Genomic DNA, 26,915 nt, shown 5'->3' on the forward strand with positions numbered 1-26,915 from the left:
TTCTAACTTGGGATAGAAACGATGACTATCAATGAATTAAAACGCAGAGATTTTTTCAAAGTTATGGGGAAAGGTGCAGTTTCCGCTGCGGCTATCTCTCTGCCTACCTTAGCGAATGCAACGCCAACTTCGCCAACCAAGGTGCCTTCAGATCACCAAACCGCTGACTCGCCACTGGACGCGGCCGAGATGGCGAACCTGATAAGAGACAAAAAAGCCTCGCCAAAAGAATTCGTACAAGAAGCCATCTACAAAATTCGCCAGACCAACGATCAAGTTAATGCAGTTGTTTCTGAGTGCTTTGACTTAGCGCTAGAGCGTGCAAACTCGTTTAACCCGAACTCACCTTTTGCTGGCGTGCCTTTCTTGGTGAAAGACTGCGTTGATGTTGTTGGGCTTGAATGCACCCTGGGTTCGAAGCTAAACCAAGGCAGAAAACCCAACGCGACCTCTTGGTTTATTCGAGCGACTCAAAATGCAGGGCTGAACACCATTGGCATGACGAACATCCCCGAGATGATGACACTAGGCTGCACACAGAACTCCCTTTACGGCGCTACACGCAACCCATGGGATCTAAGCCGAGGTGTTCACTCATCGACTGGCGGTGGCGCAGCAGCGATTGCAGCTGGCTATGTACCCTTAGTGCACTCTACTGATGGTGGCGGTTCTTCTCGTATGCCCGCTTCGGCGACTGGAATCTTTGGTTTTAAGCCAAGTCGAGAATCTTTGATCTCAGGGCTAACTGACGGTTCAACAAACGAAGGTTTTACCCATCAATCGTTTATGTCGAGAACCGTTCGTGACGCAGCTTTGGCTGTTTCAGTCACAGAGCAACATACAAAGAATGATTTTGAGACGCCTTTTCCTCGAACCCCAATAGGAATGGTTAATGCATCTCTTAACCGTCAGATAAAGATTGGCGTCACCCTTAAAGATATCCACGGTAGGCTTCCTGATGAAGATACGCTTGCAGCCATTCGTTCTACGGTCTCTTTGCTCGAAAGCCTTGGGCATATCGTTATCGAAGTTGAACAACCAATCCAAGATGGCGATGTGTTCATGCGTAACTATATGGGCGTATTTGGCAACAAGATGGCAAGCTTTGCTGAGCAATTCGACCACTTAGGTATGCCGCTAGAATCGATGCCAGACAAAGTCAGCGATAACGTCGTCTATTTAGCTCGCACGATGCAAGCTCGCTTAAAAGCCACTCCTAGCTTGTATATCGATTCTCAAGAACGATGCCGAAACTTCGCGACCAATCACAACCGAGAGTTCTTTAAAAACATCGACATTTGGCTCACCCCTTGTGCAAACCATGTTCCTTTGGACATCGAATATTTCGACCAGAAAACGCATTCCGGCAAAGAGATATGGGCACGTTCAGAGAAATTAATGTCCTACACGCCAATCGAAAACGTGGCAGGCAATCCGGCGATGTCGGTTCCCTTGTATTGGAACAAGCAGAACCTTCCAGTTGGTAGCCACTTTTCCGCAGCAAGAGGCAACGACCGCCTGCTATTTGAATTGGCCTATCAACTAGAACACGCCAAGCCTTGGGCAAACAAAAAAGCCCCGATTGCGCTTTAAAAAGCAATTCACTTTCAAAACAGTTCAATTTAGAAAACCATTTAAGTACGAGTCTTTTGATGAAACATATTATTTTCCTATTCTTGGCAAGCCTGACGCTTGCGCCACACTCATTCGCAGCTCTAGCACCAAGCGAAGGCTTCAGTGGCAACATGACCTTCCTAACTGGCTTCACCGCAAACTCAAGTAACCTCGATGTTGGTCAAAGCAACCATCAATCTCAAGCCGATTTAATGTCGTCGGGTAACACGGAAGCCGAGGGAATGGTCGCGGTTTTGGGTTCGGTGCAATACACCTTTGGCGCTTTGAATCACAAACAGTTTTTCTTAGGTACCTCAAGAGACGACATCATCACAGGTACGTTGGCATTTGAAGTTGGATATAGGCAGCAAGTCGAAAGTGGCATGGTGGTCGATTTTTCTATCTTGCCGACTCTGATATCAGGCGAAGTATGGGATGACCCTTATGCTGTTGACTCAAATAGGAAAGAAACCGACCTCACTGGCACTGTGGTTCGAATGCAGCTTTCAAGAATAATGGGCTCGAACTTTAATCTCGATGTCGCTTCTGGTGAGTCAGACGTTAAAAAAGAAAACACCGGCCTAAAGGGGCTTGGATTAACCGAAGAAGAACGCGCATTGATGATTCGAGAACGAAAGTACTTTTATCTCAAGTCTGGTTATCAGTACTTCTTGAAAGATGGGTCAGGCATTCTCACACCTTCAATGAATGTTTTCTCTTCAGATTCTGAAGGTGATGCACTATCGTTCTTGAGCCTTGGCGCGGAAATCAACCTAGCGAAAAGATACGGAAATCATGGTCTTGCTTTAACACTCAATGCAGCAAAACGCAGCTATGATAAAGAGAATCCAATCTTTAATAAGACACGTGAAGACAAAGACTTTGGCGCCTTCGTTGCTTATGAATACGCCAATATCTTTGATGCAAAAAACTGGTCTTTGGTGTCACTACTCGGCGCGAAGACAACGAATTCGAATATTGAGTATTACCAATCATCACAATATGTGGTTTCAGTCGGTGTTGATTACAAATTCTAAGATTGAACTGAGGTTTTCATTACTTGTAACCCGTAAACAAATCCTTTAATTTGGACATATTACCGAGAAGAACACTCTTCAATCGCCAGCAATAACAGGGAGTTATGGTGGAAAGTTTTAGTACTCAATTGCCCATATTTTGGTTTAAAACTTTAGATTCTGCTATTCAGGCTAGAATTGGAGACAGCAGCGATATCTGGTCGGGAGCAGAGGTCTATAAACAACTTTGCTCCGCCGAATCGATCTCGGCTTATCAGCTTCAAACCGCCATCACCAACATCTACCAACGCTTTGATCATGAACTGATCGACCTATTTGATGAGTCCGCTCGCTACTTCGATGAGCTTGAAATGGGCGCGCCAGTAATGGCAATGCTCACCGCGCCAGATCTCGCCAGCTTTTGCCAACTGCTGAGTCGATATTCCATTCATATACATCCGCTACTGAAAATATTCAGCCGTGAAACAGAAAATGGTGAAGTCGAGCTTTGGGGCGTCACACCCGAGTACATTGACGAAACCACATTGATGACACACATCAGCTTGGGGCTCTATTTCAGTATTATGATCAAGCTCGTTCGCAGATACCTTAATGCGCCGAATCAAAAGCTCGCCATTCACATCCATAAGAACACCATCGGTGATGAGTTCTTGAGCATCTATGAGCGTGTCTTTAATGTTGAAATGAAGGAGGGCTTCCCCGCCCGCTACCTCCTATTTCCTAACGATCTTGTCCAAGCGAAACCTCGCCAATTCCAAGCTGACTTTCATGCAGAGTTAGTACGAATCGCCGATCAACAGATGGAAAAAACGTTAAAAACTAACCTGATCTACAAAGTGAATGAAACGTTCAAGGTGCTCGAGGTGAAAGACACCAACCTAGATAGCGTGGCGAACAATCTTCATATCAGCCCTCGAACCCTGAATCGTAAGCTTAAACAACAAGGTGTGAGCTTTCGTCGTTTATTCGATAAATACCGACTTGAGCTGAGCATGACGCTACTGAATCAAAACGACGGCAATATTACCTATGTGGCTCACGAACTTGGCTTCTCAGACTCGAGCGCATTCAGTCGAGCATTCAAGAATTGGACTGGGCACCCTCCTACTGAACTCAGGTCGTAATAGCAGATCTCGCACCCCGTATCACTAAGCATCGAACGACATTGTTCTTACTTGGTTTTTTGTTCTTACATATTTTCGATTCTCATGTATTATGTGCGCCCACAATTGTATGACAAATATGTAGCGCCGTTTCTGTATGACCAAAGCCACCAACCACGCGATTTTGCTCTTAGTATTCGCCAACCTGCTCGCCTCCTTTTCAGACGTTTCACTAAAAGTACTGAATGGCGAAGTGCCCACGTTCCAATATGTGTTTATCCGCCAGCTATTGAGCGTGATGTTGCTGCTTCCTTTTTGGCTAAAGCTACCCAGAGAGACGCGGATGCAAGGTGGTTGTCGCATCAACTTCTTGCGGGCTCAATTCATCCTGGTGGGCAGCGGCTGCGCAATGATTGCCATCACACACCTCACCTTGGCGACCGCAAATGCGATGTTCTATGTTGGACCTATTCTTATGCTCCCGCTTTCTATTGTTTTACTGAAAGAGAAGCCGACATCATCAAAAGTGGTCGCGACATTGATTGGTTTCGTAGGTGTGTTAATCGTGTTACGTCCAGAGCAATTTCACTGGGCCGCTATTGCAGGCTTAGGCAGTGCGCTCGCGATGGGCGTCGGCAATATTTTGATTAAACGTCTTCACGCAGAACAACACATTATCTCGACACTATTTTGGACCAGTGTGATGACTCTGCCGCTGGCGTTGGCTCTTGCTCTGCCTGCATGGGCGGCGATTGAATGGCGTCATGTTGGGTGGATTATGGCAATCAACCTATTCGTTCTGGGATACCATGCCCTTGTGGTGGTCGCTTATAAAAAAGCGCCAGCAAACCAAATTGCTCTCGCAGAATATTCGGGGTTGGTGTTTGTGACCCTATTTGGCGTGATGTGGTTTGACGAGATTCCAGACATGTTGACCCTTGTCGGCATCAGCCTGATCGTCATTCCTATGATGCCAATAAAATGGAAAAAGTACTTCAGCAGGTCAAATCAAACGGCTCTTGATGTAGAAGCCAATCAGCCTAAGCCTTAATCGTCGGCAGCATCATTAAAGCGCATTGAGCTAACCCACTTTCGACTTATTCAAACTAGAAAAGGGACCGGTATTTCTACCCGTCCCTTTTTGTTTTCGCTTGTGTTAAGCGTTACTTAAGCTTGAACACCAACACTTTGTTGTATGCCGTTACCATCAGTAAATCTTGCTGTTTCCCGCCAATTTCTAGATTGCTGATATGGCCCGCATCGATAGCAATGAAGTCTATTTGCTTACCGTCTTTATCGAACACACCCACGCCACCGTGCGCTGCAACAAATAGGTTGTCATCGGCATCAACAGCAACGCCATCAACCATAGGTTCAGAACCAGACTCCGCCTTCACCTGGGCAAACTGAGTCTTATTGCTGAGTGACTGTCCATCAACATCAAATCGGTATACCCAGCCATCAGATGTGTCGGCAACGTATAACGAAGATTCATCAGAAGAAAATGCGATGCCGTTTGGTAGCTTGAACTCTCCAGTGATCAACTTTAGATCACCATCTAAATAACGATAAACGCCATTAACCGGTTGCTCTGGTTCTGCCTTTGCTGGGCCGTAACCTTGAATACCAAATGGAGGATCGGTAAACCACACGCTTCCATCGCTATTAACGGTTAAATCGTTCGGGCTATTAAGCAGCTTGCCATTATACGTTGCAGCGACAATCACTTTCTCTCCGTTGCCCTGACGGTACGACAGCTTTCTATCATGGCGGGCAGCCCAAAGGTTGCCTTTCGCATCGATATCGAGACCATTGGCATAGCCAGAATTGTCATCAAAAACGCTCAACTTGCCGTTAAGGTCGTAAGAATAGGTTGTGTTATTTGGAATGTCGCTAAACAAGAAACGTTGATGTTCCACATCCCATGTAGGGCCTTCAACAAAGCCGAATGAGTCTCCAACCAATGTTGGGTTGCTTTCTACAACAGAGGCAGCTGAAACATTCATAGAGGCAGCCATTGCAGCGGTAATAAGTAGTAATTTGTTCATTGTTCTTCTCCTTTCTGTTTACGTTTTGAATCTTAGTTTCTTGAAGGAGTGAGAAAAACAGTACAAAATGACTTCACTGTTTACTAAATGGTGTTAATGATGAATTTGATTTATATGCAGACCTTCTTGACTGTCGCCGAAGAGCAAAGCTTCACCAAGGCCGCTGAAGTATTGGATGTGTCAAAAGGTTTGGTGTCTCGGCATGTACAACGACTCGAAGAAACATTGAATTCTAAGTTGTTTCACAGAACGACTCGCTCTATCAGCCTCACGGAAGTGGGTGAAGAGTTGTATGCGAAAGCGAAGCAAATTCAACTATTAGCAATCGAAGCGGAAATGCGTGTCTTAGACATGACGCAGGAAGTGGCAGGCGATTTGAAAATTACCGCCCCGATAGAGTTTGGGCGTGCGCTTTGTCGTCATATCATCCCTACTTTCAAGCAAGAGTACCCAAAAGTGGATTTGATTCTCGACTTTGGACCGATGAAAAAGAAGATAGAGTCTGGCGACTTTGACATTGCTTTTCGAGCTTACGATGAACTGCCTAATGATGTGATTGCCAACGATCTTGGGCATATCCGCAATGTTCTCGTTTGCAGTGCGGATTACGCATCGACTAACCCACTCGCCACCACCAAAGACATCCATAAATGCAGCTTCATTCTTAACAGTCAAAATGAACGTTGGAATCAGCTGGAGTTGATCAATGGCGAACAAACCTACCATGTTGAAGTAACCGGAAGTGTTAGCTCTAATACCTACAGTTCAATTTTAGAGTTAGCGATGCAAGGGATAGGTGTCGCCAGCTTGCCGTTCTATCAAGTTGAAGAGCAGATCAAACAAGGTAAGCTTATTCACGTGTTCCCAGAATGGTCGATAAAAGCCCAAAAGCTAAGCCTTATCTATGCTCAAAGAAGGGTAACACCGCAGAAGTTGGTCACTTTTAACCGAGCGGTAAAAGAGTGGTTGGATTCGAATAACGCTTATACGTTGTGAGTTTTAGAGCACTAAATCTTTCAATTGGAATGCATGTGCGTTCCATTCATATCAGGCGCAATCGCAGTGCTTTCAATAGTTGATAGGCTGCCGTGTTTTCGTCGATTTTTAAACAGCCTCCCCCTCTAACTCCCCCTCAAGTTGAGTTCATCACCCCCTCTAGATTGACGACCGAGGGGGAGAACCTTCTTTATCGCTGAACGTGTAAATGCACATGCCGCCATCGGTATTCAGTTCCTCCCCTTTCCACGAATCATAATGAATCGAAGATACAGATTAAGGGGAGGTTAGGAGGGGATTTGAGGTTGGGCTAACACGGATTTGCCCCATTATAAGGTAGACCTTTTACTCATTCATATCCTGCTCATGGGGTTTTGCCCGACTAGAAGTTATCCATTCTCCCGTGCTGTTCGTCGCGAATCCCCGTGTTGTATCACGGGGGTAAATTCGACAGGCAATCAACGCCTAGTGACTTAAATATTTTTTAAATAGCTTGGTTAGCATTCAGAACAGCTTCAGGAATTGACTCAGCATCAGGCATCGTACCTTCAGTTAAAGTATTCAAATCCTGTTGTTGCATCCCAGTTAGTTCGCAAACTTTATCTGCTCTCATCTGAGTTTGAGCATTAATCTCAGAAACCTGAACATTAGCCATGGCTTCAGTACCTGGAACAACCTCTCCATATTGGTTTATCATCCCGTCAGCTTGAGGAAGAAGTTGACGATTGAGCTCTATATCTATTACCTTATTCAATAACAGCACGCCATCTTTACTGTTAGCAAATCGAGCATCAGTGGTTATTTCAATTTTATCATCAGCTCTTGATATAGAAGTTGTACTTCCAGCTAAGTCAGTGTCTTTTTGAGACTTAATCCATGCAACGCCAGAAAAAACAATCATCAACACGCCGATAGTAAAAGGCACTCCCCACAATTCTATTTTGTCATATAGAAAAAAGAGACCGATGCACAGGACTAGTAAGCCTGAAAAGAGAAAACAAATTAATACAATTTGACTCTTTTGGGGGTTTAGGGAAGCTTGAACATTAACATTAGGCTGAATTTCCATATTCGACTCCTTACCTAATAGTTATGGTTCCGTCATCATTTTTAATCGCTGCAAAATTTGGCATCGACTTCCTAATGACTTCACTATCTTTATTGAAGATCTTCAAAACTCGCAATGATGAGTCACTGAATTTGATAACCGTGTCTGGACTAATAAAGCAACTTTCCATTTCAAAATTGTCAGACTGAACATAAAGTTCACAGCCATCAAATCTGCAATTCGTAAACTTATACCCTGTTAATGTAACTACCTTTTTGTTGAACCATAAATCTCTGCTTTCAATAAGCTTGGGACCAAGCCCTAACGCTGCTTCGGCTAGAGATTGAAGTCCATTTGGTTGCTGAAGGCTTTCGAACGGGCTCGGTGGCGTTGTCTGACCGAATGGATTCTCTGGTTTTTGCCCGAATGGACTCGTTTGTTCCTGCCCAAATGGATTTGACGGTTCCTGCCCAAATGGATTCGTAGGTTTTTGACCAAATGAGCTCGGTGGTGGTGGTGGTTTAAATCCCATAATAAATCTCTTTACGCTAGCTAATAATAATGAGTTTTCACTCAGCCCGATATTACAGCTACTTTTGCTCATCGCATAAAAATATCTTCAGATAAAAGAAAGAAAGTCCATGCAGGTCAAATAGTTGACTACCTTATCAATACTTAAGTAATACCTGATTGAATATTGTTTTGTGGCGATTCGAAAACATCGATATTCGGTATCAGCGTATTTTGAGGCAAAAGTTACATTCGGCTCACACCATTAGTGTGAGCCATTTTTTAGTTAAGACTTTATTCTAGTAATTATTCTCGCTAGCTTAAGGAGGTGTGTTGATGTTTTTATCTCTAGCTCGGATTGAATGCCTAACAGTGCAATACCCGCTAGAATTTGTTGTGGCCTGACGACTTGGCCAGTAGGTAACTCCAGTCGGTCATTCAACATTTTAAACTGTTTCCATTCTTCACAAATGCTAAGTTCTCTACCTTTGGCCATCCGCATCAGTCTTTTGCATTCGGGAGGTATTGGGGTTTCCTCACCCCAACCTGCGACGGTTCTCACAGATTTAAAACACAGTTCAGCGATCTCTTCCTTTGTCATTTGGCACTCTAACTCTCGAAAAATGTAATTCTTACTCATTTTGCAATACTTCAATGATAAAACCCCTAAATACAAGAGGTTGCACTGCATTTATAAGATGTACACTATTAAATATAATCAGGCAAAGTACGCACTGTACGAAGACGTATTAATTGGCGAATTTGCCTTATAAAAACTTATTCATGAATTGCTAATTTAGCAAAATCATTGAAACAGAAATGTCCAGAAACGTTTTTAAAATTGATCAAACTCTATTGTCCTCCGACAACAATGGCTAGATATAGAGCGAGCATAGGGTCAGATAGAGTTTAAAAGTAGGTAGTGGTTAGGGGGGGGGATTTGGTGATCTTAATTACACATCCCTGTGTAACGTATTCTGAATGTCAGCTGGCTTTAAAGCGCTTCATAAATTGACTAAAGCGTGGAATCAGGTTTTGCACAGTCGGCGCATCTGGAATCTCATTTACAAAAATCATAAAGCGCTGTGCTTTACTTTTATCACCTTGAGCAGTCCCTGCTAGTATTGCTTGAGCCAAAATTACATGCTCAGCGGTAACGTCCTTATTCGAAAATTCGTGAATCAACATAGAAAATCCTAATAAGTATAAATACGGATATAATAATACAATATATTGATGTTTATATCGATAGCTTATGGCATTCATCAATGTCAGATTTGTGTAAAAACAATACTGGACAGTGAGCTTAGTGACTTTCCATACTTATGCTAATTCGTGATTTGCTAATACTTGGTTCTTCGAAACTCATTTATGTCCAGAAGCTTCGTAGGATGAATTTTTACCTTTGGCACTTCCTTTCTCGAAAGTGTCCCAAACGTTTCATTAGGTATGGCACGAGTAATACAGCTAGCTAATGTGAAAAACAGGCACATTGCTCACCAAACAGCGATAAAAAAAATTCGTTTCCAAATTTTGAAATAGACCCAGTAAAGCGCAGTGTTATTTTTTGTTATTGTGGATCTACATGCCCAGAACAAGTATAGGACTGACCATCAACACCACGAATAGCGATCTGGTAGTTCAGCGCCAATCCATTGCCGACGATGTCTGACAGGCCCTCAGTTTCTGGATTGTTCATGCGATCGTGGTACATCTGACAAACGTGTTCTTCACCATGCCATTTTGATTGCACCTCTTCGATTCCATCAGCCTCGATGTCTACGCGAGCAACTCCATTTGTGCGCTTGGCTGCTTTGGTCGTGATGATCGTCGTCGTCATTGATGTATAACGGATACCATCGATTTTCGAACTGGCTTCGGTAAGTTGGTCGTGGTCTGCGTGTGTGATAATTGGGTCAGACACGAAGGCGTTCGCAGCCTTTACCTTTAAGCTGGTACAGCCAGTAATTGTCATAAGTGCAAGTGCGATAGCTGTTAAACCAATGGTTTTGATTGAGGTCATTTCATTGTCCTGTTAGTCATTCTGTCTGGGATTTACTATAAACAATAAAACACTGTATTATTAGTTCAAACTATGAATACTAACTTACCGATAATGGAAAGCCGCGACTAGGATTGGTTACTTGTTTAAGACTGCTCTAAGTCTAACTTTTCACGTGGTTGGTCGTGAATGTCCTTGGGGGTTCGTGCCATAAAGAGCTATGTTAGATCTGGCTTATCCATAAGCTTTGTTAATTTAGAAAAAGCGCAACTCAATTTTATCCAAATCCAGTTCAACACGACCCAAAAACAAAAAGGGATTGGTATCTCTACCAATCCTTTCACTACTTATTTATAAAGTAACGGCTCTTATTCTCTACAAACTCTCAATGGCTTTCTGTACCGCAGGGCCAATCTGACGCTTGCGAGAAGTTACACCTTCTAGCGTCAACATGTCGCTTGTTGGTTCAGCGTTGAAAGCCGATTTAATCACTTGATAGTCGCTTTCATCCACCCACAATAAATTAGCTTCTTTGTTCTTAGTGTCTGTAATAGAGAAGAACAGATGGTCCAAGCCGTTCTCTTCTTTGTAAGTCTTCATTGCTGCTAGAAGATCGTCTTTGCGGTCAATCAATTGCTGAGCCGTTAGCGTTTCAGCGACACCGATGCCCACCTGTTTGCCACCGTATTTAAAGTTTTTGTAATCCAGAGTCAGAATGGTTTCAGAAGAAAGGTGACTGAGATCCGACTTAGCAATCAGCATCTGTTGGCCGAAATCTTCAATATCTGAAATACCTGCAACCTTCGCCAGCTTCTCTGCGTACTCACGATCATGCTCAGTAGTGGTTGATGATTGGAATACCACGGTATCAGAAAGGATTGCGCCTAAGCCTACACAAGCAAGGTGCTTAGGTAGTGTCACATCCAGCTTTTCAGCGTTGTCAGCCAGAATAGTTGCAGCCGATCCCCAACCTCGAATATCCATCTCGACAATCTGTGGGGTGTTAATCGGTGAGCCACCAATCGCGTGATGATCAACCACAGCAACAATCGATGCTTGGTCGATAGTTGGCGCTAGCTGAGTGACCTGGTTGAAATCCACCAGCCCCACTCGGTATGAAGAGTAATCTGTCTCTACGCGTGGAGATTCAGCATTACAGTAGTTCAAGATGAAGGTGGATTCTGGATTAATCGGCTCTGGCACTGTCGCTGTACCGCCATAGATATGAGCCGCGAGCATCGCAGACATTACCGTGTCGCTGTCTGGGCTTAGGTGCCCTGTCCATACGAGATCTTCACTGTTTTCATTGGCAGATTGTTGCAAGCTAAAAGCAAAACTTGCTGAACTGAAAGACATAATTACGGCTGCAACGACAGGGGATAGCTTCACGGGTATTTCCTTATTTGAATTCGATATAGAATCCCATAAGCTAAACACCAAAAATTTCAGAACCGTGTCACTAATATTTCAGATTTACTTCAATGAGTAACGAAATGTAATTTCACTCCCCAAGTTATTCCAAACACAAAAGATGAGTGATATTCGATGCCTCCCCTCTCTTCTATCAAAAAGCGATTGAAGGTATAGCTCAAGGTGAATACCGAATATTGGTTTAAGGTTTGACCTCTAGATTACAACGGGTACTTAGCTAGCCATTTCGAAACACGAGCTTTATCACGACTTTCATAGGCTTGAATCGCGGGCAATAGCTCTAAGTTGAACTCTTTTTCGTTATCACTCCCTATTGCCGTGAGAAGCATCGTGTACCAAGCTGTCACTCCTCCGACAGGTGGTAACTTAAACTTTGGAAAACGAGGAACAACACTTGATCCATCTATCCATTCATTTGGTAATTCTGGGTTAAGTATTAATGCTCGTCCCAGACCAATTGAATCCACTGCGTTCAAGGATAAAGCACCAATTACTTGGTCATAGGTTTTAAAGCCACCTGTCACAACCAAAGGAATACTGGTTAATTTTCTGGCTTTTACTGCAAAGTCAACGAAGTACGGCCCGCTTGAAGCGCTATCAGAACTTGATTTCGCCCCTGGGAAATAGGAACCGCCACTTATCTCAATCAAATCGATTGAAGTTTGGTTCAGGATACCAATCACTTCTAAAGCCTCATCCTGAGTTAATCCACCTTCTAGTTGATCAGAAGAGTTCATCTTGATGCCGATTGGAAAAGTAGGCCCGACCGCACATCGGACTTTTTCAATTATCTCCATAACAATTTTGCTGCGTGCTTCTATTGAACCACCATATTGGTCTTGGCGATGATTGAATAACGGAGACAGAAACTGGCTAAGCAGAAAACCGTGTCCAGCGTGTATCTGAACACCTGTGAACCCTGCTTTTTTAGCTATCTTCGCAGCTTTAGCATATATATCTGGCAGCAAAGATATTTCTTGCTCTGACATACCCGCACATTCAAATTCACTGATTTTAATAGGTGATGGCCCTTTAGGGTCGCTAAGTGGTTTGTAAGCCAGCCCTCCCGCATGGCCTAGCTGAGGCCAAATGTGGGCGTTATTAATTGATGCGCGAGAGGTTAACATTTGTAAGTCTTTCAGATTGGAGTGCTCCGTTAACACCAAATTTCCTGGTTTTTCTGGAAATCTCGAATCGACTTGCACTTCACCAACGATAGATAACCCAATTCCGCCCTCAGCCCATCGTTCATAGAGTCGAGACTGAGTATGAGTCGGGTTTCCTTCACCGTCAGCGAGTGAGTCAGACATAGCTGACTTCATTAGACGGTTTTTTATGACGGCACCACAAGGAAGTTCTAGGGAGCGGTTAAGTAAGTTTGTAGGGCGTAATAGCTGAGTCATATCGTTCTCTCTGCGTACCAATATCTATGTACGATGTTAAGTAATAACGGTACAGACATTGTTGCCGTTTTTTACTAAACTAAAAAGATGGTAATCATTCAAATACTTTTAAATATTATTTAACAATGAACACATCAGATCTCAATCTATTCATTCGAATAGTAGAAACCGGGAGCATAACGGAAACCGCAAACCAACTGAGTCTCACCCCTCCGGCGGTTAGCTCTGCACTTAAAAGACTTGAAAAACAGTTGGATGTTCAGCTGCTCATCAGAACGACCAGACAATTGAGAATCACACCTCAAGGCGAGCAGTTTCTTTTTCATTGCCGCCAAGCGTTGGCGAGTTTGGAGCAAGGGCGCATAGCCGCACATCAGACGTTAGGAAAGGTCAGTGGTAATCTCAGGTTATCCGTTTCATCTGATTTGGGTCGCAATACCATAATCCACTGGATAGAAGAGCTACTGGACGAACACCCCTTATTGTCGATTGACCTGACGGTTGGTGATTCTATTTCAGATTTTTTCCTCGATCAGGTTGATATGGTCCTTCGTTACGGGAAGCCTGAAGACTCATCGATGGTTTCATTTCATATCGCGACCATGAACAGGATCACCTGCGCATCACCTGAATATATTTCTAAACACGGCAAGCCATCGCACCCTAGTGACTTAAAAGCGCATAACTGCTTATTGCACCGCCGAGTTGGTCGTTTATTTAATAGTTGGGAATACGCGGATCATACGGGTTCATACAAAGTCAAAGTGGATAGCAATCGAGTTAGTAATGATACCGACATAGTTCGCAGGTGGGCAGTCAGTGGCAAAGGTATAGCGTATCGCTCTCAGATAGATATCCATTCAGACCTTGAAAGTGGGCAACTTATACGCATTTTGTCAGAATTTGAATCGCCATCCGTTGAGTTGAATCTAATCTGTCCAAGCCGAGAACAAGTTAGCCCCGCGGTTATCGCTTTTCGGGAATTGCTCAGGAAGAAAATCGCTCAAATCGTTTTTTGACGGGCATATAGGGATTTTGAATCGTGGCTCAGAAGTGTCTGATTAACAGTTCTCGACTTACTCAGACAAAAAAGGATCGGTATCTCTACCAATCCTTTAGATTCATAAACAAGTGGAGTATTAGTGCTTGTACCTAAAGGTATTGCTGTCATCAACAATCTCGATTTTGACAGGTACAGTACCTTGCTTAACATTGCCGATTTTTGCAAATGCCTTGTGCGAGAGGTCAATAACTCGGCCTTTTACGTATGGGCCTCGGTCGTTAATTTTCACATCAACAGACTTGTTATTGTCTGTATTGGTCACTCTCACGATAGTCCCGAATGGCAAGGTTTTATGAGCCGCAGTATTCGCATTCATATTATACGTCTCACCACTTGCTGTGAGCCTTCCATGGAATTTATCGCCATACCAAGAAGCTTTACCAACAAGAGCATGTGACTTGGCATATTCCTTTGTTTTAGAACTGCCGACAGCCGACGTTGAGGTGCATCCGGCTAATATCATAAGGATAAGAGCGGTAAAGATAATATGTAATTTTTTCATGTAATTTGTATGCGCTAATCTCTGCATGTTTCTCTATTTTCGTTGTTGTTGGTTAGCAATATAATGCTGAGTATAGTCACTGCTCAGCCAAGGCTACCATTCGGTATGATGACGGAATGTTTTCATGAACGACACTTTCTTCCGTCATATTCATGAAAGGTTTTATCGTCAAAACGTCAACTTTAACAACGTCTTAAATTTGTACATTTCTCAATCACCCGCATATAGATAAGCTACTGTTCCAAAAAATCCAAACAAAAAAGGGATTGGTATCTCGACCAATCCTCTTTAGGGGTGATTCGGTTGTTAGTTTGTTGCAGATAGAGCAATGCTATCCAAACTTACTAACCTATGATTAATGCATCTTGTTGTTAACGGTTATTAGAGAACCACTTAGATAAGTTTTATTCGGTTGGGTCAACTCCATCATCAAATCTGCCAAATCTACAGGATCTACCCAAGTAGAGTGGTCAGCCTCAGGAAGTGCTTGTCGATTTACTTCAGTATCAACAATGGTCGGCAACACCGCATTCACTTGAACATTAGATGAAGCCGCCTCTGCAGCCAAACTTTCGACCAAAGCATTCAATGCTATTTTAGATGCCATGTAAGGTCCGAATCCTGCGGATATGTTACGTGCTGTATCACGAGCGGAAACGAACATCATTGAACCTTTCCCTTGCGACTTCATTAATTTAAAAATTTCTCTTCCGAAGACAAACGCCGTCATAAAGTTCGCGTTCCATAAGTCAGACATTTTACTCACTTCCACATCAGTCCAATGACTCCAGATATAAATGCCAGAGCAATGAAAGTGAGCATCGATATGACCTAAGATTTTTGAAGCCTTAGCAGCAAGCGCTTGGCTTTGCACTTCATCCGTAAGGTCTCCAAGTAACACGGTCAGATGACCTGAATACTTATCTTCTATGCTTTTTGCTCTTGCTTCATCTCCGATACGCCCAAAAGCGACGACACGGGTTCCGCTCGTAATGAGCTTCTCTATCAAATGTTGGGCTGTTACCGAAAAGCAGGCTGCGATAGTGGCTGTTTTAATTGCATTCATGATTATTGCTCGTTGTTGGTAATGATGTGGAGAATCATAAAGACAACAACCTAAGGTTTGAATCTGCCGAGAAGCAATTCAGTTTTGCTTTAAAAGCAATTAAGCTAACATTTAGTGACAGTTAAAGCATCAATGTCACCATACTGCGGCGCCAACCATCTTGTTTAGAAGGCTGCATTTTGAAAGAACTGAAACCGTCATTTAACGAGGAATACACATGAGCCTTTTCAATCGTCTTGCCTATTTCAACTGCGTGGTTGAACAAGGAAGTATCTCCAAAGCCAGTCGGATTTTTGATATTCAGCCCTCTTCTATCTCACGACAGCTCTCTGCGTTGGAAGAAGAACTCAATGTGCGACTGTTAGAGCGCTCGACACGCAACGTAGGGGTCACTGAAGCCGGTCAATTGTTCTATCAATATTCCAAGCGAATTACGGGCGAGTTTGATGAAGCGAAACGAGTCGTCAGCGCATTGCATCACTCGCCGAGAGGGAGCCTCAAAATAAGCACGACCGTTGCGTTTGGAGAAAGCAAAATCTTGCCCCTTGTTCCTATCTTTAGGGATGCCTTTCCCGAGGTCGATATTGAAATTGAAATCACAGAAAGAGTGGTCGATTTGATCGAGGAAAATGTGGATATCGCGATTCGCAGTGGCCGACTGCCTGATTCTAATTTGATCGCTAAGAAGCTCGTCCAAAACAACTTTATTCTATGCGCCAGTACTGACTATGTAAGAAGAAACAAAGCCCCTCAACATGTTGAAGATCTAGCAAAACATGACTGCTTAGTTTATGGCTACAAGGGGTGGCATGATTGGTTTGTATTGGATAAAAAACCACAAAAAATCGACATCTCTTATTACATGGAAATCGACTCTGTGAACGGGCAAAAGCAATTGATATTAAACGGTGGTGGTATTGCCCTGCTCCCAGAATGGGCGATTGAAGAAGAGCTTAAAATAGGTAAATTGGTGCAATTGCTTCCTGAGTTTACGTTTAGCCCATGTAACTATGAAACCAGCACATACGCAATCTATCAAAACCGCCAGCTAGTTCCGAGCAAGGTTCGAGTGTTTCTCGATTTCCTTGCGGATCATTTCGGAACTACTCTTTAGTTTTTGTATCTCGTACGTCAGCAGAAGGTATTTAGCTGATGACGATGTATAAGTCGAACCATGTCTATCATAACCAACCCAAAAAAGAAGATTGGTATCTATACCAATCCTCTTTAAGAGGTGTTTCGACTTTTCTGCCTTAAGCGCAATTGTCCGTAATCAGTCACGTACGCTTCTTCTCGGCTGTATAAGTTACGCTTTACTGGTTTGTACCGAATTCGTCATCGATTTGGCTTTAGTTTCAGGCACCAAAGACATCAACCCGGTAATAACAAGAGCAGCAACACCCGACATCGTGACTGGCGAGCCAAATATGCTTTGCACTAGCTTGGGTGCTTCTTTCAATAAATCCGGTACCAGCATTACCCCCAGCCCTAAACCTAATGAGATGGCAATCGTCATGATTCTGCGACGATCCAGCTTCTCACTAGCGATAATCTTGATGCCCGCCGCAGCAACCGTACCAAACATCACCAATGTCGCTCCGCCTAATACTGGCTTTGGAATCGTCATTAATACCGCGCCTAAGATGGGAAATAGACCTAATAGAAACAGAATTGCCGCAATGAAGTAGCCAATGTAGCGGCTCGCGATTCCAGTAAAATGGATCACGCCATTGTTCTGGCTGAAAGTCGTGTTCGGAAAAGTATTGAATACCGCTGCGATGAGCGAGTTCACACCGTCACCTAGCACGCCCGCCTTGAGTCGATTGATGTATTTTGGACCCTTAACTGGTTGGCCTGAGAACATGCTATTGGCGGTAAGGTCACCCGTCGTTTCAATAACAGTAATCAAGTAGATAAAAGCAATAGGGAGGAAGGCTTGCCAATCAAAAGCGAAGCCATATTTAAATGGGACTGGGATACTCAATAGCGGTTGAGATGCAAAAGAAACCATTGGCGCTTTGCCCATCAGAATAGCAACGCCCCACCCTACAACCAATCCGACTAAAATCGACGATAGCCTTACCATGGTGTTGTTGCTTAGGTTAAGTGCCACTATGGTTCCGAGCACAATCGCACCCAACATCAAATTGCTTCCAGAACCAAAATCTTCTGCGCCAACACCACCAGCGATATCAGTGACGCCGACTTTAATCAAAGAGACACCAATCGTCGTGATAACGATGCCAGTAACAACGGGCGTGATCACTACTTTGAGTTTTTCGATAAAGCGCGATAGGACGATTTCGACAAATGCACCAAAGAAGCAGACACCAAAAATGGTGGCGAGCATTTCATCCGGCCCACCTCCATTTGATTTAACAAGAAAACCCGCACCTAACACAGAACCTAAGAACGCAAAGCTGGTCCCTTGGACACAGATCATCCCTGCGCCAACTGGCCCTATTTTTCTAGCTTGTATAAAAGTTCCAACCCCAGACACCATCAGTGCCATGCTGATCAAATAAGGGATGTGTTCACCCAACCCTAGAACACCGCCAATAATGAGCGTGGGTGTGATAATGCCAACAAAGCTGGCTAATACATGCTGCAGCGCCGCGTAACTGGCTGCTTTGACTGATGGTCGATCGTCTAATCCGTAGATCAATTCACTGTTCTGTTCCATGTGACTTCCTTTATGTATTTTTTATTGTATACAATTTACATAAAGGCAATAGAGCAACATATATGCCAATGGTTTAACATTATATTTATCAATCAGTTAAGTTCTCAATCAGTCCAACGTTGCACTATAGATCAACAATGTCGGCTTGTTTTAGTGCAACCGAAGAACACAAAGCACTCACTTATTCTGGTTTATCCGTAACCTCCAACCCAATACCGCAGACACAAAAAAAGGACTGGTATCTCTACCAATCCTCTTTAGGGGGTGTTTCGGTTTTTCTACCTATGAAAGGCAGTAACGCTATTACTCGTAATCAGTCGCGTACGTATCTTCGTATGTGTGCGAGTAGAATTCGAATAGGTTGCCAAACGGGTCTTCTAGGTAAACCATTTGTGCTTGTTTTAGTTCGTCTTCTGGGTGGTAACGCATGATGTCCATACGAACCTTACCGCCATACTCTTCAACACGCTTGATTGCTGAATGGAACTGCTCTTTTGGAAGCTGTAGACAGAAGTGGAAGATGCCTAGGCGAGAGAAATCAACTTCGTGACGCTCTTGACGATCTTTCATTTCGAACAGCTCAACACCGATGCCATCAGATGTGACTAAGTGAGCAATGTTGAAGCCTTTGAAGCCTTCACCAAATACTGCGATACACATACGGCCGATTGCTGATTCGCGCTCTTCCATTACTTTGGTGTTGTTCATTACGATTCTTAGACCCAGAGCTTTCGTATAAAACTCAACGGCTTTGTCCATATCGCCAACCATGATGCCTACGTGATTCATTTTCATAACTTGCTCCAAATTCGTTTTTAATTCTGTGCGTTTCGAAGACTGGCTTCGATGTTTCGTTTCGATGGAGAGAGTATATGGAGATGTGACGATTAACTGAAATTATCATAAATTATATTAATGATAATATTTCGTTATTTACAGATTTAGCATCAAATCCCAGCTCGCTGAAAGAAGCCTTGCCTACTTACCTACTTACCTACTTAGATACATAGATACATAGATACATAGAGGCTTACGTGAATAGAGATAAGCCGAAATAGAGAACAGCCTAAAGAGCATAGCTACCCAAATAGAACGTAGCCCTAGTTTGATAACTTTTATCGATAGCTTTTGTCGATAGCTCTCTTCTTACGAAGATAGGATTTGCCTATTGAATCTATAGAAATGTCCGATTTCACTAATTTTCGGTGCGAATGCAATATAGCTCCATCGACGCGGGATAGCGTTAAACACTACAAATTAGAAAGAGAGTCGAATCATGATCAACACAGAAATCAAACCATTCAACGCAACAGCATTCAAAAACGGCGAATTCGTAGAAATCACTGAGCAAGACGTTAAAGGCAAGTGGGCTGTATTCTTCTTCTACCCAGCAGACTTCACATTTGTATGTCCAACTGAGCTAGTTGACCTACAAGACAAATACGCAGAGCTTCAATCTCGCGGCGTAGAAGTTTACTCAGTATCAACTGACACGCACTTCTCTCACAAAGCATGGCACGATACTTCTGACAAAATCGGCACTATCGAATACTTCATGGTAGGCGACCAAACAGGCAACATCACAAATAACTTCAACGTTATGCGTGAAGGTCAAGGCCTTGCAGACCGTGCAACTTTCCTAATCGACCCTGAAGGCGTTATCCAAGCAATGGAAATCACTGCTGAAGGTATCGGTCGTGACGCTGAAGACCTACTACGCAAGGTTAAAGCTGCACAATACGTAGCCGCTCACCCAGGTGAAGTTTGCCCAGCTAAATGGAAAGAAGGCGAAGAGACTCTAGCGCCATCTCTAGACCTAGTAGGCAAGATTTAATCTAAGCCCAGCTAAACAAGAACTGCTAAGAAAGAACAAGTAAAGCAGAACAGTTAAACAGTTCTACAGGCGCGCTTCGGCCCCCCTCCTAAAGGGCAGTTGCGCGCCACCCTTTCAAAACATCAACACCACAATATTTGCCGACTTGCGCCCCCTTTTTATTTTCCTTTTTCAGCAAGAAGGTATTGGTCAATACCAAGACACAGAATTTAAGAGCAGGCACGATTATGTTAGATCAAGCAATGAAGCAGCAGCTAAAAGCATACCTAGAAAACCTAAAAACCAATGTTCAGTTAGTCCTTAGTCTAGATGACAGCGACACCGCGAACAAACTTCAAGATCTGGCGAATGACATCGCGTCTTTAACCGACAAAATTGAAGTAATTCGAGATGATAACGCAAGTGCTCGCCGCCCTATCATGCAGGTAGTGAACCAAGAGAAAGGCACTGCGATCGGTTTTGCCGGTTTGCCAATGGGCCACGAGTTCACATCACTGGTTCTAGCACTGCTTCATAGTGGTGGTCATCCTATCAAGCTTGAAGCTGACGTAATTGAGCAAATTAAAGAACTCGATCAAGAGCTCAATGTAGAGATTTTCATCTCGCTCTCATGCCAAAACTGCCCAGAAGTGGTTCAGGCATTCAACATGATGTCGGCGATTAACCCTCTGGTTAAGACAACCATGATCGACGGCGCAGCATTCCAAGACGAAGTGAAGTCTCGCGACATCATGGCAGTGCCAAGTGTGTTCGTTAATGGTGAGCTATTTGGTCAAGGCCGTATGTCACTGGCAGAGATCCTTAACAAAGTTGATTCAGGCGCTGCAGAAAAGAAAGCAGCTAACCTAAACGAACAAGCACCGTTTGATGTATTGGTTGTCGGCGGTGGCCCAGCAGGTTCTTCAGCCGCTATCTATGCTGCACGTAAAGGCATTCGCACTGGTGTGGTTGCTGACCGATTCGGTGGCCAAGTCATGGACACGATGGCGATTGAGAACTTTATCTCCGTGAAAGCGACGACAGGTCCTAAGCTAGTAGCTAGCCTTGAAGAGCACGTAAAAGAGTACGGTGTTGAGATAATGACTGAGCAGCGCGCTGCGAACATCATCGCAGCCGAAGACACAGAAGACGGTTACATCCACGTTGAGCTAGAGAGCGGCGCAACATTACGATCTCGCACGGTTATCACAAGTACTGGTGCTCGCTGGCGTGAAATGAACGTTCCGGGTGAGCAAGACTACCGCAACAAAGGCGTCGCTTACTGCCCACACTGTGACGGCCCTTTATTCAAAGGTAAGAAAACAGCGGTTATTGGTGGTGGTAACTCAGGCATTGAAGCGGCAATTGATTTAGCGGGGATCGTTGAACACGTAACCGTACTTGAATTTGCAGACACACTACGTGCAGACCAAGTGCTTATCGACAAAGCGAACGCAACACCAAACATCAAAATCATCAAGATGGCGCAAACAACGCAAGTGATTGGTGATGGCAACCGTGTAACCGGTCTGGAATACAAAGACCGCAATACGGATGAACTTAAACAGATCGAACTCGCGGGTATCTTTGTTCAAATCGGCCTAATGCCAAACAGCGAATGGTTGAAGGGTTCGAAAGTTGAGCTTTCACCACGCGGTGAAATTGAAATCAACGCTCATGGCGCTACATCAATGAAAGGTGTGTTCGCAGCGGGTGACGTAACAACCGTACCTTACAAACAGATCATCATTGCGATGGGTGAAGGTGCAAAAGCAAGCTTAGGTGCATTTGACCACCTAATCCGTAACTCAGCTCCAGTTAAAGAGGCTGAAACGGCTTAAGCTTTAAACCTAAAACTTAAAACTTAAAACTTAAAAGCTTCTAGGCATAAAAGCTTTTAACTCAAGTTCCTTAAATATTTGTTAACTTAATTCTTTACTGTTAACGACTTAGTCGACTTTTAGACACCACTCCTATGGATTTAGGAGTGGTTTTTTTTTATTTGTAGAGACGCTTTATGCTGGTTGATAAAGCATAAAGGCAACCACCATCGCTAAGCTTCCACCCAAACAACGGTTCACAAACATCATCTGTTTTGGTGATTGCAGTAATTTTTTCAGCATGGTGCCGCAATACGCCCACACCAACATGCACGGTACACCGGTAATCACCATACCCGCGATAATGGTCACTACTTGAATCAAGTAATCTGCATTCGGAGTAATGAACTGTGAAAACACGGTCAATGACGCTATCCAACCTTTAGGGTTTAACACCTGCACCAACACACCTGACATAAAACCTGAACGTTTATCTGTGGTGCTTTCTTCGATTTGCATGTTCGCAATCGACCATGCCATGAACAGCAAATAAGCCGCACCCGCGTATTTCAAAATGTTGTATAGCTCTGGGTAAAGGGTAAATAGGCTCACCAAACCGACACTGGAACCGGCCAGTACGATGATGATGCCAACAGCGTTTCCAGAGATAAAAGGTAAAGTCGCAGCAAACCCATAACGACTTGAAATCCCAAGTAATGCGATATTGCCTGCCCCAGGTGTAATTGCAATTGATGTTGAAAATAGCAAGAACGCCAGCATTAATTGAGAGCTCATTTCCTCTCACTCCTAATAAGTAAAGTATTTATACGGAGAGAGTTTACAGATTCGACTAGGAATTAAATTGCTATATAGGCTAATATTAATCCAAATTTGAGCAAGACTTTTCTAAAAACACCATGAAACAGAAAGAATCCACCAAAGAAGTGTTAGATGACACAGATATCGCCATCTTAGAACATATCCAACAAGACGGACGCATGAGCAACAGTAAGCTCGCAGAGAAAGTGAACCTCAGCGAGACCCCGTGCTGGCGCCGTTGGAAACGCATGGAAGAGACGGGTTATATCGATGGTTACGCCGCGAAGCTAAACCGCAAAAAGCTTGGTTTTCATGTAGCTGGTTTTACTCTTGTGACCTTGGGTAACCATGAAGTAGAAAACACAGAACCGTTTGAAGAGTTTGTCGAAGTAACCGATTGGATTCCTATGTGTCACTGCATTGCAGGTGGTGCCGACTATATGATTCAAGTGCTAGCGAAAGATTTGGAAGAGTACTTTGAGCGTATTAGCTCGATCAGGCGAGTAAAAGGCGTAAGTGCGATTCAGTCGAATATCTCGGTTAAAGAGTTGAAAAACAGCTATAAGTTGCCTCTTGGGGACTAGTTCACTTCTCCTGACAGCCCTTTTCTTTAAGCAAAATAAAAGCCCAGCTCCCTAGATTTCTAAAACTTAGGGGCTGGGCTTTGTTATTTTGAAACAGATATCGTTTATTGACGCTTGCTATTCACAAGGGTGAGCTAAATGAATCAGCGCCAAACCACCTAGAGACGTTTCACGATACTTCTTATTCATGTCCTTACCCGTTTGATACATAGTGGCGATCACTTTGTCCAATGAAATCAGGCTTTTGCTGTTACGTTTGAGTGCCATTCGCGAAGCATTAATCGCTTTCATCGAGCCCATCGCATTTCGTTCAATACATGGTACTTGTACCAAGCCACCAATCGGGTCACACGTCATACCGAGTGAATGCTCCATCGCAATTTCGGCCGCAATACAAATCTGCTCATTGCTGCCACCGCGTAATGCCGTTAAACCCGCTGCCGCCATAGAAGACGACACGCCCACTTCACCTTGGCACCCTACTTCCGCACCAGAAATAGAAGCGTTGGTTTTGTACAAAATACCAATCGCACCCGATACGGCTAAGAAGTCTTTTAACTGCTTAGTATCCAACTCTTTAATGAAGCGATGGTAATACATCAATACGGCTGGAATAACGCCCGCGGCACCATTAGTTGGTGATGTCACCACTTGGCCACCAGCCGCATTTTCTTCACTCACCGCAAAAGCAAACAAGTTAATCCAATCCATGATTTCCATTGGATCGTTTTCAACGGCCGCATTCGCTTCAAGCTTCTTCAACAAGTTTGGCGCACGACGAGTCACGTTCAAACCACCATCAAGAATGCCTTCGGTTTCAAATCCGCGTTCCATGCAGCGAGTCATTACTCGCCAGATTTGATCGGCCTTTTCTGAGATAACATCATCGCCTTGGAAAGCCGCTTCATTTTTCAGAATCATGCCACCCAAGCTCATGCCGCTGTCTTCTGCTTTTCTCAGCATTTCATCGGCATTTTTGAATGGAAACGGGACTTCTACTGTTTGGATTTTAGTTCCATTCTGCAGTTCATCCGCGGTTGCAATAAAGCCACCACCAATCGAATAATAGGTTTCATCAACAATTACGCTTCCGCTTTGGTCAAACGCGGTAATCATCATGCCGTTTTCATGCAAAGGCAGATTGTCTTCGTGGAACAGCATGTCGGTTTGGTAGCTAAAGCCAATGGTGTGACTGCCACTCAGCTGCATTTCACCACTGTCGATAGCAAGACGCATCGCTTCATTAGCGCTGGTGATCTTAATCGTGTCTGGCTTATTTCCAAGCAAACCCAAGATGGTTGCTCTGTCGGTGTGGTGACCTATGCCAGTCAATGACAAAGAACCGTATAAATCCACCTGAACACGCGTCACTTCTGCGATTCTATCTGCGATTAATTGTGTGAAATGAAAACCCGCAATCATTGGGCCGTTGGTGTGAGAGCTCGATGGCCCAACACCAATTTTGTAGATATCAAAGATCGATAACATAGATATACCAGTAATAAATCGGTCAATTAAGAAAGAGCGGCATAAAGCCAATCAGGGATAACAGTACAAGCAGCAATCGTCACAACAGCGAACACCAACAAACCGTAATGACTCGCGGTAGGCTTGGCGAACAAGTGCTTCTGCTTGGCTATAAATTCATTTTGTTGCTCGGTTACTTCTCCCCAGAAACGACTGACAACAACGCCTAACACTAGGAAAACCACGGTGCCAATCAAGGCAAACCAAGGCCAAGCGATGCCACTGTATTTAGCAATAAACACCACAGCCACACTGCCAATACTGCCTGCAATCACCCCTTTCTCATTTGCCTTTTTAAAGAACAAACCCAGGATGAAAGAGCCAAGGCGAATACCGACAAAAATGGAGGTTAGGCTCGCAATCGTTTTAAGTACCGATTCATTAGAAACCGCCAACAAAGCAGGTACAACAACTGAAGCCGCAGCAACCAAGCTCATCTTTCGGGCTACCGATTCGTAATGTGCATCGGAAGCTTTCTTACGGAAAAAGCGCTTATAGAAATCGAACGTTGCCACTGTCGCCATTGAGTTATAAGTCGAATCCAAGGTCGACATCGCTGCTGCTGAGAGTGCGGAAATCACCAAACCAATAATGATTGGGTTGGTATGGTTAAACACGAAATCGAGAATCACTTCATTGCTGTTTTCAAAGCTTTGCTCTTGATAAAAAACACTCAATAGAACGCCCATTACAGAGAAAAACAGGTAAATAAAGAACGCGCCGTAACCACAAAGCAGCATGGATTTTTGTGCTGTCTTCACGTTCTTTGTTGCCAACGTTCTTTGAATGATCAGTTGGTTAGTGCCATACACACTTAGATGTAAGAAGCTCACAGCCACCACACCCGCCCACAAGGTGGTATCAACACCCAAGTCGAAATCGAGGTTGATGATATTCAGGTGTTCAGGAGACAACACCTCACCTGCATCAATCTTCATTAGCAATAAGGCAAAAATAGCAATACTGCCGATGATCAGCACCGCCGACTGCAACATATCTGTCCATATAACGGTCGAGATCCCCCCCGCATAGGTATACAGAGCGGTAAACAAACTGATGTAGATGATCGCCTCGGAGATACTCACCGGCAACACTTGCACCAAGATCAGTGCAACCGCATACAAAATCACACCTGCCGAAATACACTGAACCACAATAAACACGATAGAGTTGATCGTGCGAGCAACAACGCCAAAGCGGTGCTCTAGGTATTCATAAATCGAAGTCAGGCCGAGTTTGTAAAACACCGGGACAAAGAAAACCACAGCGAAAAAGATCACTATTGGGTAATTCAAATGGACGCTCATCGCTTCCATGCCTGAGCTATAAACCCAGCCTGGCATGCCCACGAACGTCATTGCGCTGATGTAGGTGGCAAGAATCGACACACCTGCCGTAAACCAACCAAATTGTTTTCCGCCCGTTGAGAAATCGCCACCAACGCTATAACGCTTGTTCACTAAGTAACTGATAAATAGAGTAGTTAGTACATAAAGAGCAATAACCACAAAACTTGAGTACGTAACCATTTTTAGATTCCGTTTATTATATTTCGCAATTCATTCGCCGCCAATAGTACTCAAAAATGGATATTTTCCCTCAAAAACCCACAATAAGTGTGAGTATTGTCACTAAGATAGATGATTAAACACTCTAAATGGCCAAAAAGTCCCAAAACAACGATCTAATGAGATCAAGATCACTAAAATGCATAAAATGGGTACGCACTCATTTTAAAATTGACTTTGATCACGGATCTAATAACCACAAAAATTCTATTATCTCTCCCGAAATGAAGATGGTGTGGTGATATTCAATAAACGCCACACAATAATCGAAACTAAAA

25 protein-coding genes are annotated in these 26,915 nt (G+C 43.8%); 10 read left to right on the forward strand and 15 right to left on the reverse strand.

What is annotated here, in order from left to right; all coding sequences use genetic code 11:
- The first annotated feature begins 21 nt into the window (after positions 1–21).
- From AACU28_RS19535 to AACU28_RS19550, 4 genes are all read left to right on the forward strand, one after another.
- Positions 22–1,593: an amidase gene (locus AACU28_RS19535; protein ID WP_121603460.1), complete on the forward strand. Its 1,572-nt coding sequence runs from the start codon at positions 22–24 to the stop codon at positions 1,591–1,593.
- 59 nt (positions 1,594–1,652) lie between these two features.
- Complete coding sequence (locus tag AACU28_RS19540) at positions 1,653–2,651, forward strand: DUF2860 family protein (protein WP_017084624.1); 999 nt, start codon at positions 1,653–1,655, stop codon at positions 2,649–2,651.
- A 104-nt stretch (positions 2,652–2,755) separates the two neighbouring features.
- Positions 2,756–3,775 (forward strand): helix-turn-helix domain-containing protein, encoded by a 1,020-nt coding sequence (locus tag AACU28_RS19545; RefSeq protein WP_121603461.1) that lies wholly within the window; start codon positions 2,756–2,758, stop codon positions 3,773–3,775.
- Positions 3,776–3,911: 136 nt separating this feature from the next.
- The gene (locus tag AACU28_RS19550) at positions 3,912–4,805 is read left to right on the forward strand and encodes a DMT family transporter (RefSeq protein ID WP_121603462.1); all 894 of its coding nucleotides are present in this window, start codon (positions 3,912–3,914) and stop codon (positions 4,803–4,805) included.
- A gap of 112 nt (positions 4,806–4,917) precedes the next feature.
- Here the strand turns inward: AACU28_RS19550 and AACU28_RS19555 are convergent, their stop codons facing one another.
- Positions 4,918–5,802 (reverse strand): SMP-30/gluconolactonase/LRE family protein, encoded by an 885-nt coding sequence (locus tag AACU28_RS19555; protein ID WP_017089396.1) that lies wholly within the window; start codon positions 5,800–5,802, stop codon positions 4,918–4,920.
- A gap of 99 nt (positions 5,803–5,901) precedes the next feature.
- Here AACU28_RS19555 and AACU28_RS19560 point away from each other — a divergent pair, with 99 nt between their 5' ends.
- Positions 5,902–6,798, forward strand: coding sequence for a LysR family transcriptional regulator (locus AACU28_RS19560; RefSeq protein WP_121603463.1), 897 nt, complete (start codon positions 5,902–5,904; stop codon positions 6,796–6,798).
- A 484-nt stretch (positions 6,799–7,282) separates the two neighbouring features.
- On the opposite strand, the gene AACU28_RS19565 is transcribed toward AACU28_RS19560, so the two are convergent.
- From AACU28_RS19565 to AACU28_RS19595, 7 genes are all read right to left on the reverse strand, one after another.
- Entirely contained in the window at positions 7,283–7,867 is a 585-nt protein-coding gene (locus AACU28_RS19565; protein ID WP_121603464.1) for a hypothetical protein, read from the reverse strand.
- A gap of 10 nt (positions 7,868–7,877) precedes the next feature.
- Positions 7,878–8,378, reverse strand: coding sequence for a hypothetical protein (locus tag AACU28_RS19570; RefSeq protein ID WP_121603465.1), 501 nt, complete (start codon positions 8,376–8,378; stop codon positions 7,878–7,880).
- 264 nt (positions 8,379–8,642) lie between these two features.
- A complete protein-coding gene (locus tag AACU28_RS19575) occupies positions 8,643–9,011 on the reverse strand; it encodes a regulator (RefSeq protein ID WP_121603693.1) in 369 nt (122 codons plus the stop codon).
- A 329-nt stretch (positions 9,012–9,340) separates the two neighbouring features.
- Entirely contained in the window at positions 9,341–9,544 is a 204-nt protein-coding gene (locus tag AACU28_RS19580) for a hypothetical protein (RefSeq protein WP_004736343.1), read from the reverse strand.
- Between the two features lie 382 nt (positions 9,545–9,926).
- Complete coding sequence (locus AACU28_RS19585; protein ID WP_017089087.1) at positions 9,927–10,379, reverse strand: hypothetical protein; 453 nt, start codon at positions 10,377–10,379, stop codon at positions 9,927–9,929.
- Between the two features lie 354 nt (positions 10,380–10,733).
- On the reverse strand, positions 10,734–11,747 hold the full coding sequence (locus AACU28_RS19590) for a manganese-dependent inorganic pyrophosphatase (RefSeq protein WP_121603466.1): 1,014 nt from the start codon (positions 11,745–11,747) through the stop codon (positions 10,734–10,736).
- A gap of 242 nt (positions 11,748–11,989) precedes the next feature.
- Positions 11,990–13,192 carry an NADH:flavin oxidoreductase/NADH oxidase family protein gene (locus tag AACU28_RS19595; RefSeq protein ID WP_069593647.1) on the reverse strand — a complete coding sequence of 401 codons (1,203 nt, stop codon included), beginning with the start codon at positions 13,190–13,192 and terminating at the stop codon, positions 11,990–11,992.
- A gap of 125 nt (positions 13,193–13,317) precedes the next feature.
- Here AACU28_RS19595 and AACU28_RS19600 point away from each other — a divergent pair, with 125 nt between their 5' ends.
- The gene (locus tag AACU28_RS19600; protein ID WP_054543091.1) at positions 13,318–14,211 is read left to right on the forward strand and encodes a LysR family transcriptional regulator; all 894 of its coding nucleotides are present in this window, start codon (positions 13,318–13,320) and stop codon (positions 14,209–14,211) included.
- Between the two features lie 120 nt (positions 14,212–14,331).
- Here AACU28_RS19600 and AACU28_RS19605 read toward each other — a convergent pair whose 3' ends face one another.
- Positions 14,332–14,784 carry a septal ring lytic transglycosylase RlpA family protein gene (locus AACU28_RS19605; protein ID WP_054543090.1) on the reverse strand — a complete coding sequence of 151 codons (453 nt, stop codon included), beginning with the start codon at positions 14,782–14,784 and terminating at the stop codon, positions 14,332–14,334.
- A gap of 328 nt (positions 14,785–15,112) precedes the next feature.
- Positions 15,113–15,823 carry an SDR family oxidoreductase gene (locus AACU28_RS19610; RefSeq protein ID WP_121603467.1) on the reverse strand — a complete coding sequence of 237 codons (711 nt, stop codon included), beginning with the start codon at positions 15,821–15,823 and terminating at the stop codon, positions 15,113–15,115.
- Between the two features lie 217 nt (positions 15,824–16,040).
- Here AACU28_RS19610 and AACU28_RS19615 point away from each other — a divergent pair, with 217 nt between their 5' ends.
- Positions 16,041–16,937 (forward strand): LysR family transcriptional regulator, encoded by an 897-nt coding sequence (locus AACU28_RS19615; RefSeq protein WP_121603468.1) that lies wholly within the window; start codon positions 16,041–16,043, stop codon positions 16,935–16,937.
- A 192-nt stretch (positions 16,938–17,129) separates the two neighbouring features.
- Here the strand turns inward: AACU28_RS19615 and AACU28_RS19620 are convergent, their stop codons facing one another.
- Positions 17,130–18,506 carry a uracil-xanthine permease family protein gene (locus AACU28_RS19620; protein ID WP_102494574.1) on the reverse strand — a complete coding sequence of 459 codons (1,377 nt, stop codon included), beginning with the start codon at positions 18,504–18,506 and terminating at the stop codon, positions 17,130–17,132.
- A gap of 303 nt (positions 18,507–18,809) precedes the next feature.
- Positions 18,810–19,301, reverse strand: coding sequence for a VOC family protein (locus AACU28_RS19625; protein WP_029406249.1), 492 nt, complete (start codon positions 19,299–19,301; stop codon positions 18,810–18,812).
- A gap of 481 nt (positions 19,302–19,782) precedes the next feature.
- On the opposite strand from AACU28_RS19625, the gene ahpC reads away from it, so the two are divergent.
- Together ahpC and ahpF are read left to right on the forward strand one after the other, a co-directional pair.
- Positions 19,783–20,340, forward strand: a complete 558-nt coding sequence (ahpC, locus tag AACU28_RS19630) for an alkyl hydroperoxide reductase subunit C (RefSeq protein WP_017078889.1) — start codon at positions 19,783–19,785, stop codon at positions 20,338–20,340.
- 227 nt (positions 20,341–20,567) lie between these two features.
- Positions 20,568–22,160, forward strand: a complete 1,593-nt coding sequence (gene ahpF, locus AACU28_RS19635; RefSeq protein WP_121603469.1) for an alkyl hydroperoxide reductase subunit F — start codon at positions 20,568–20,570, stop codon at positions 22,158–22,160.
- Between the two features lie 174 nt (positions 22,161–22,334).
- On the opposite strand, the gene AACU28_RS19640 is transcribed toward ahpF, so the two are convergent.
- A complete protein-coding gene (locus tag AACU28_RS19640) occupies positions 22,335–22,934 on the reverse strand; it encodes a LysE family translocator (RefSeq protein WP_004736366.1) in 600 nt (199 codons plus the stop codon).
- Between the two features lie 122 nt (positions 22,935–23,056).
- Here AACU28_RS19640 and AACU28_RS19645 point away from each other — a divergent pair, with 122 nt between their 5' ends.
- Entirely contained in the window at positions 23,057–23,542 is a 486-nt protein-coding gene (locus tag AACU28_RS19645; RefSeq protein WP_004736367.1) for an Lrp/AsnC family transcriptional regulator, read from the forward strand.
- A 117-nt stretch (positions 23,543–23,659) separates the two neighbouring features.
- Here the strand turns inward: AACU28_RS19645 and AACU28_RS19650 are convergent, their stop codons facing one another.
- Together AACU28_RS19650 and AACU28_RS19655 are read right to left on the reverse strand one after the other, a co-directional pair.
- Positions 23,660–25,030, reverse strand: coding sequence for an L-serine ammonia-lyase (locus tag AACU28_RS19650; protein ID WP_121603470.1), 1,371 nt, complete (start codon positions 25,028–25,030; stop codon positions 23,660–23,662).
- Between the two features lie 26 nt (positions 25,031–25,056).
- A complete protein-coding gene (locus tag AACU28_RS19655) occupies positions 25,057–26,598 on the reverse strand; it encodes a sodium:solute symporter family transporter (RefSeq protein WP_121603471.1) in 1,542 nt (513 codons plus the stop codon).
- Positions 26,599–26,915 lie beyond the last annotated feature (317 nt).

Source organism: Vibrio sp. SBT000027 (genome assembly GCF_963894355.1).
GTDB classification, from domain to species: domain Bacteria; phylum Pseudomonadota; class Gammaproteobacteria; order Enterobacterales; family Vibrionaceae; genus Vibrio; species Vibrio splendidus.

What these genes read in the sequence shown, in the direction of transcription:
- AACU28_RS19535 (WP_121603460.1), top strand. Translation starts at nt 22, where the DNA reads ATGACTATCAATGAATTAAAACGCAGAGATTTTTTCAAAGTTATGGGG.
- AACU28_RS19540 (WP_017084624.1), top strand. Translation starts at nt 1,653, where the DNA reads ATGAAACATATTATTTTCCTATTCTTGGCAAGCCTGACGCTTGCGCCA.
- AACU28_RS19545 (WP_121603461.1), top strand. Translation starts at nt 2,756, where the DNA reads ATGGTGGAAAGTTTTAGTACTCAATTGCCCATATTTTGGTTTAAAACT.
- AACU28_RS19550 (WP_121603462.1), top strand. Translation starts at nt 3,912, where the DNA reads ATGACCAAAGCCACCAACCACGCGATTTTGCTCTTAGTATTCGCCAAC.
- AACU28_RS19555 (WP_017089396.1), bottom strand. Translation starts at nt 5,802, where the DNA reads ATGAACAAATTACTACTTATTACCGCTGCAATGGCTGCCTCTATGAAT.
- AACU28_RS19560 (WP_121603463.1), top strand. Translation starts at nt 5,902, where the DNA reads ATGAATTTGATTTATATGCAGACCTTCTTGACTGTCGCCGAAGAGCAA.
- AACU28_RS19565 (WP_121603464.1), bottom strand. Translation starts at nt 7,867, where the DNA reads ATGGAAATTCAGCCTAATGTTAATGTTCAAGCTTCCCTAAACCCCCAA.
- AACU28_RS19570 (WP_121603465.1), bottom strand. Translation starts at nt 8,378, where the DNA reads ATGGGATTTAAACCACCACCACCACCGAGCTCATTTGGTCAAAAACCT.
- AACU28_RS19580 (WP_004736343.1), bottom strand. Translation starts at nt 9,544, where the DNA reads ATGTTGATTCACGAATTTTCGAATAAGGACGTTACCGCTGAGCATGTA.
- AACU28_RS19585 (WP_017089087.1), bottom strand. Translation starts at nt 10,379, where the DNA reads ATGACCTCAATCAAAACCATTGGTTTAACAGCTATCGCACTTGCACTT.
- AACU28_RS19595 (WP_069593647.1), bottom strand. Translation starts at nt 13,192, where the DNA reads ATGACTCAGCTATTACGCCCTACAAACTTACTTAACCGCTCCCTAGAA.
- AACU28_RS19600 (WP_054543091.1), top strand. Translation starts at nt 13,318, where the DNA reads ATGAACACATCAGATCTCAATCTATTCATTCGAATAGTAGAAACCGGG.
- AACU28_RS19605 (WP_054543090.1), bottom strand. Translation starts at nt 14,784, where the DNA reads ATGCAGAGATTAGCGCATACAAATTACATGAAAAAATTACATATTATC.
- AACU28_RS19610 (WP_121603467.1), bottom strand. Translation starts at nt 15,823, where the DNA reads ATGAATGCAATTAAAACAGCCACTATCGCAGCCTGCTTTTCGGTAACA.
- AACU28_RS19615 (WP_121603468.1), top strand. Translation starts at nt 16,041, where the DNA reads ATGAGCCTTTTCAATCGTCTTGCCTATTTCAACTGCGTGGTTGAACAA.
- AACU28_RS19620 (WP_102494574.1), bottom strand. Translation starts at nt 18,506, where the DNA reads ATGGAACAGAACAGTGAATTGATCTACGGATTAGACGATCGACCATCA.
- AACU28_RS19625 (WP_029406249.1), bottom strand. Translation starts at nt 19,301, where the DNA reads ATGAAAATGAATCACGTAGGCATCATGGTTGGCGATATGGACAAAGCC.
- ahpC (WP_017078889.1), top strand. Translation starts at nt 19,783, where the DNA reads ATGATCAACACAGAAATCAAACCATTCAACGCAACAGCATTCAAAAAC.
- ahpF (WP_121603469.1), top strand. Translation starts at nt 20,568, where the DNA reads ATGTTAGATCAAGCAATGAAGCAGCAGCTAAAAGCATACCTAGAAAAC.
- AACU28_RS19640 (WP_004736366.1), bottom strand. Translation starts at nt 22,934, where the DNA reads ATGAGCTCTCAATTAATGCTGGCGTTCTTGCTATTTTCAACATCAATT.
- AACU28_RS19645 (WP_004736367.1), top strand. Translation starts at nt 23,057, where the DNA reads ATGAAACAGAAAGAATCCACCAAAGAAGTGTTAGATGACACAGATATC.
- AACU28_RS19650 (WP_121603470.1), bottom strand. Translation starts at nt 25,030, where the DNA reads ATGTTATCGATCTTTGATATCTACAAAATTGGTGTTGGGCCATCGAGC.
- AACU28_RS19655 (WP_121603471.1), bottom strand. Translation starts at nt 26,598, where the DNA reads ATGGTTACGTACTCAAGTTTTGTGGTTATTGCTCTTTATGTACTAACT.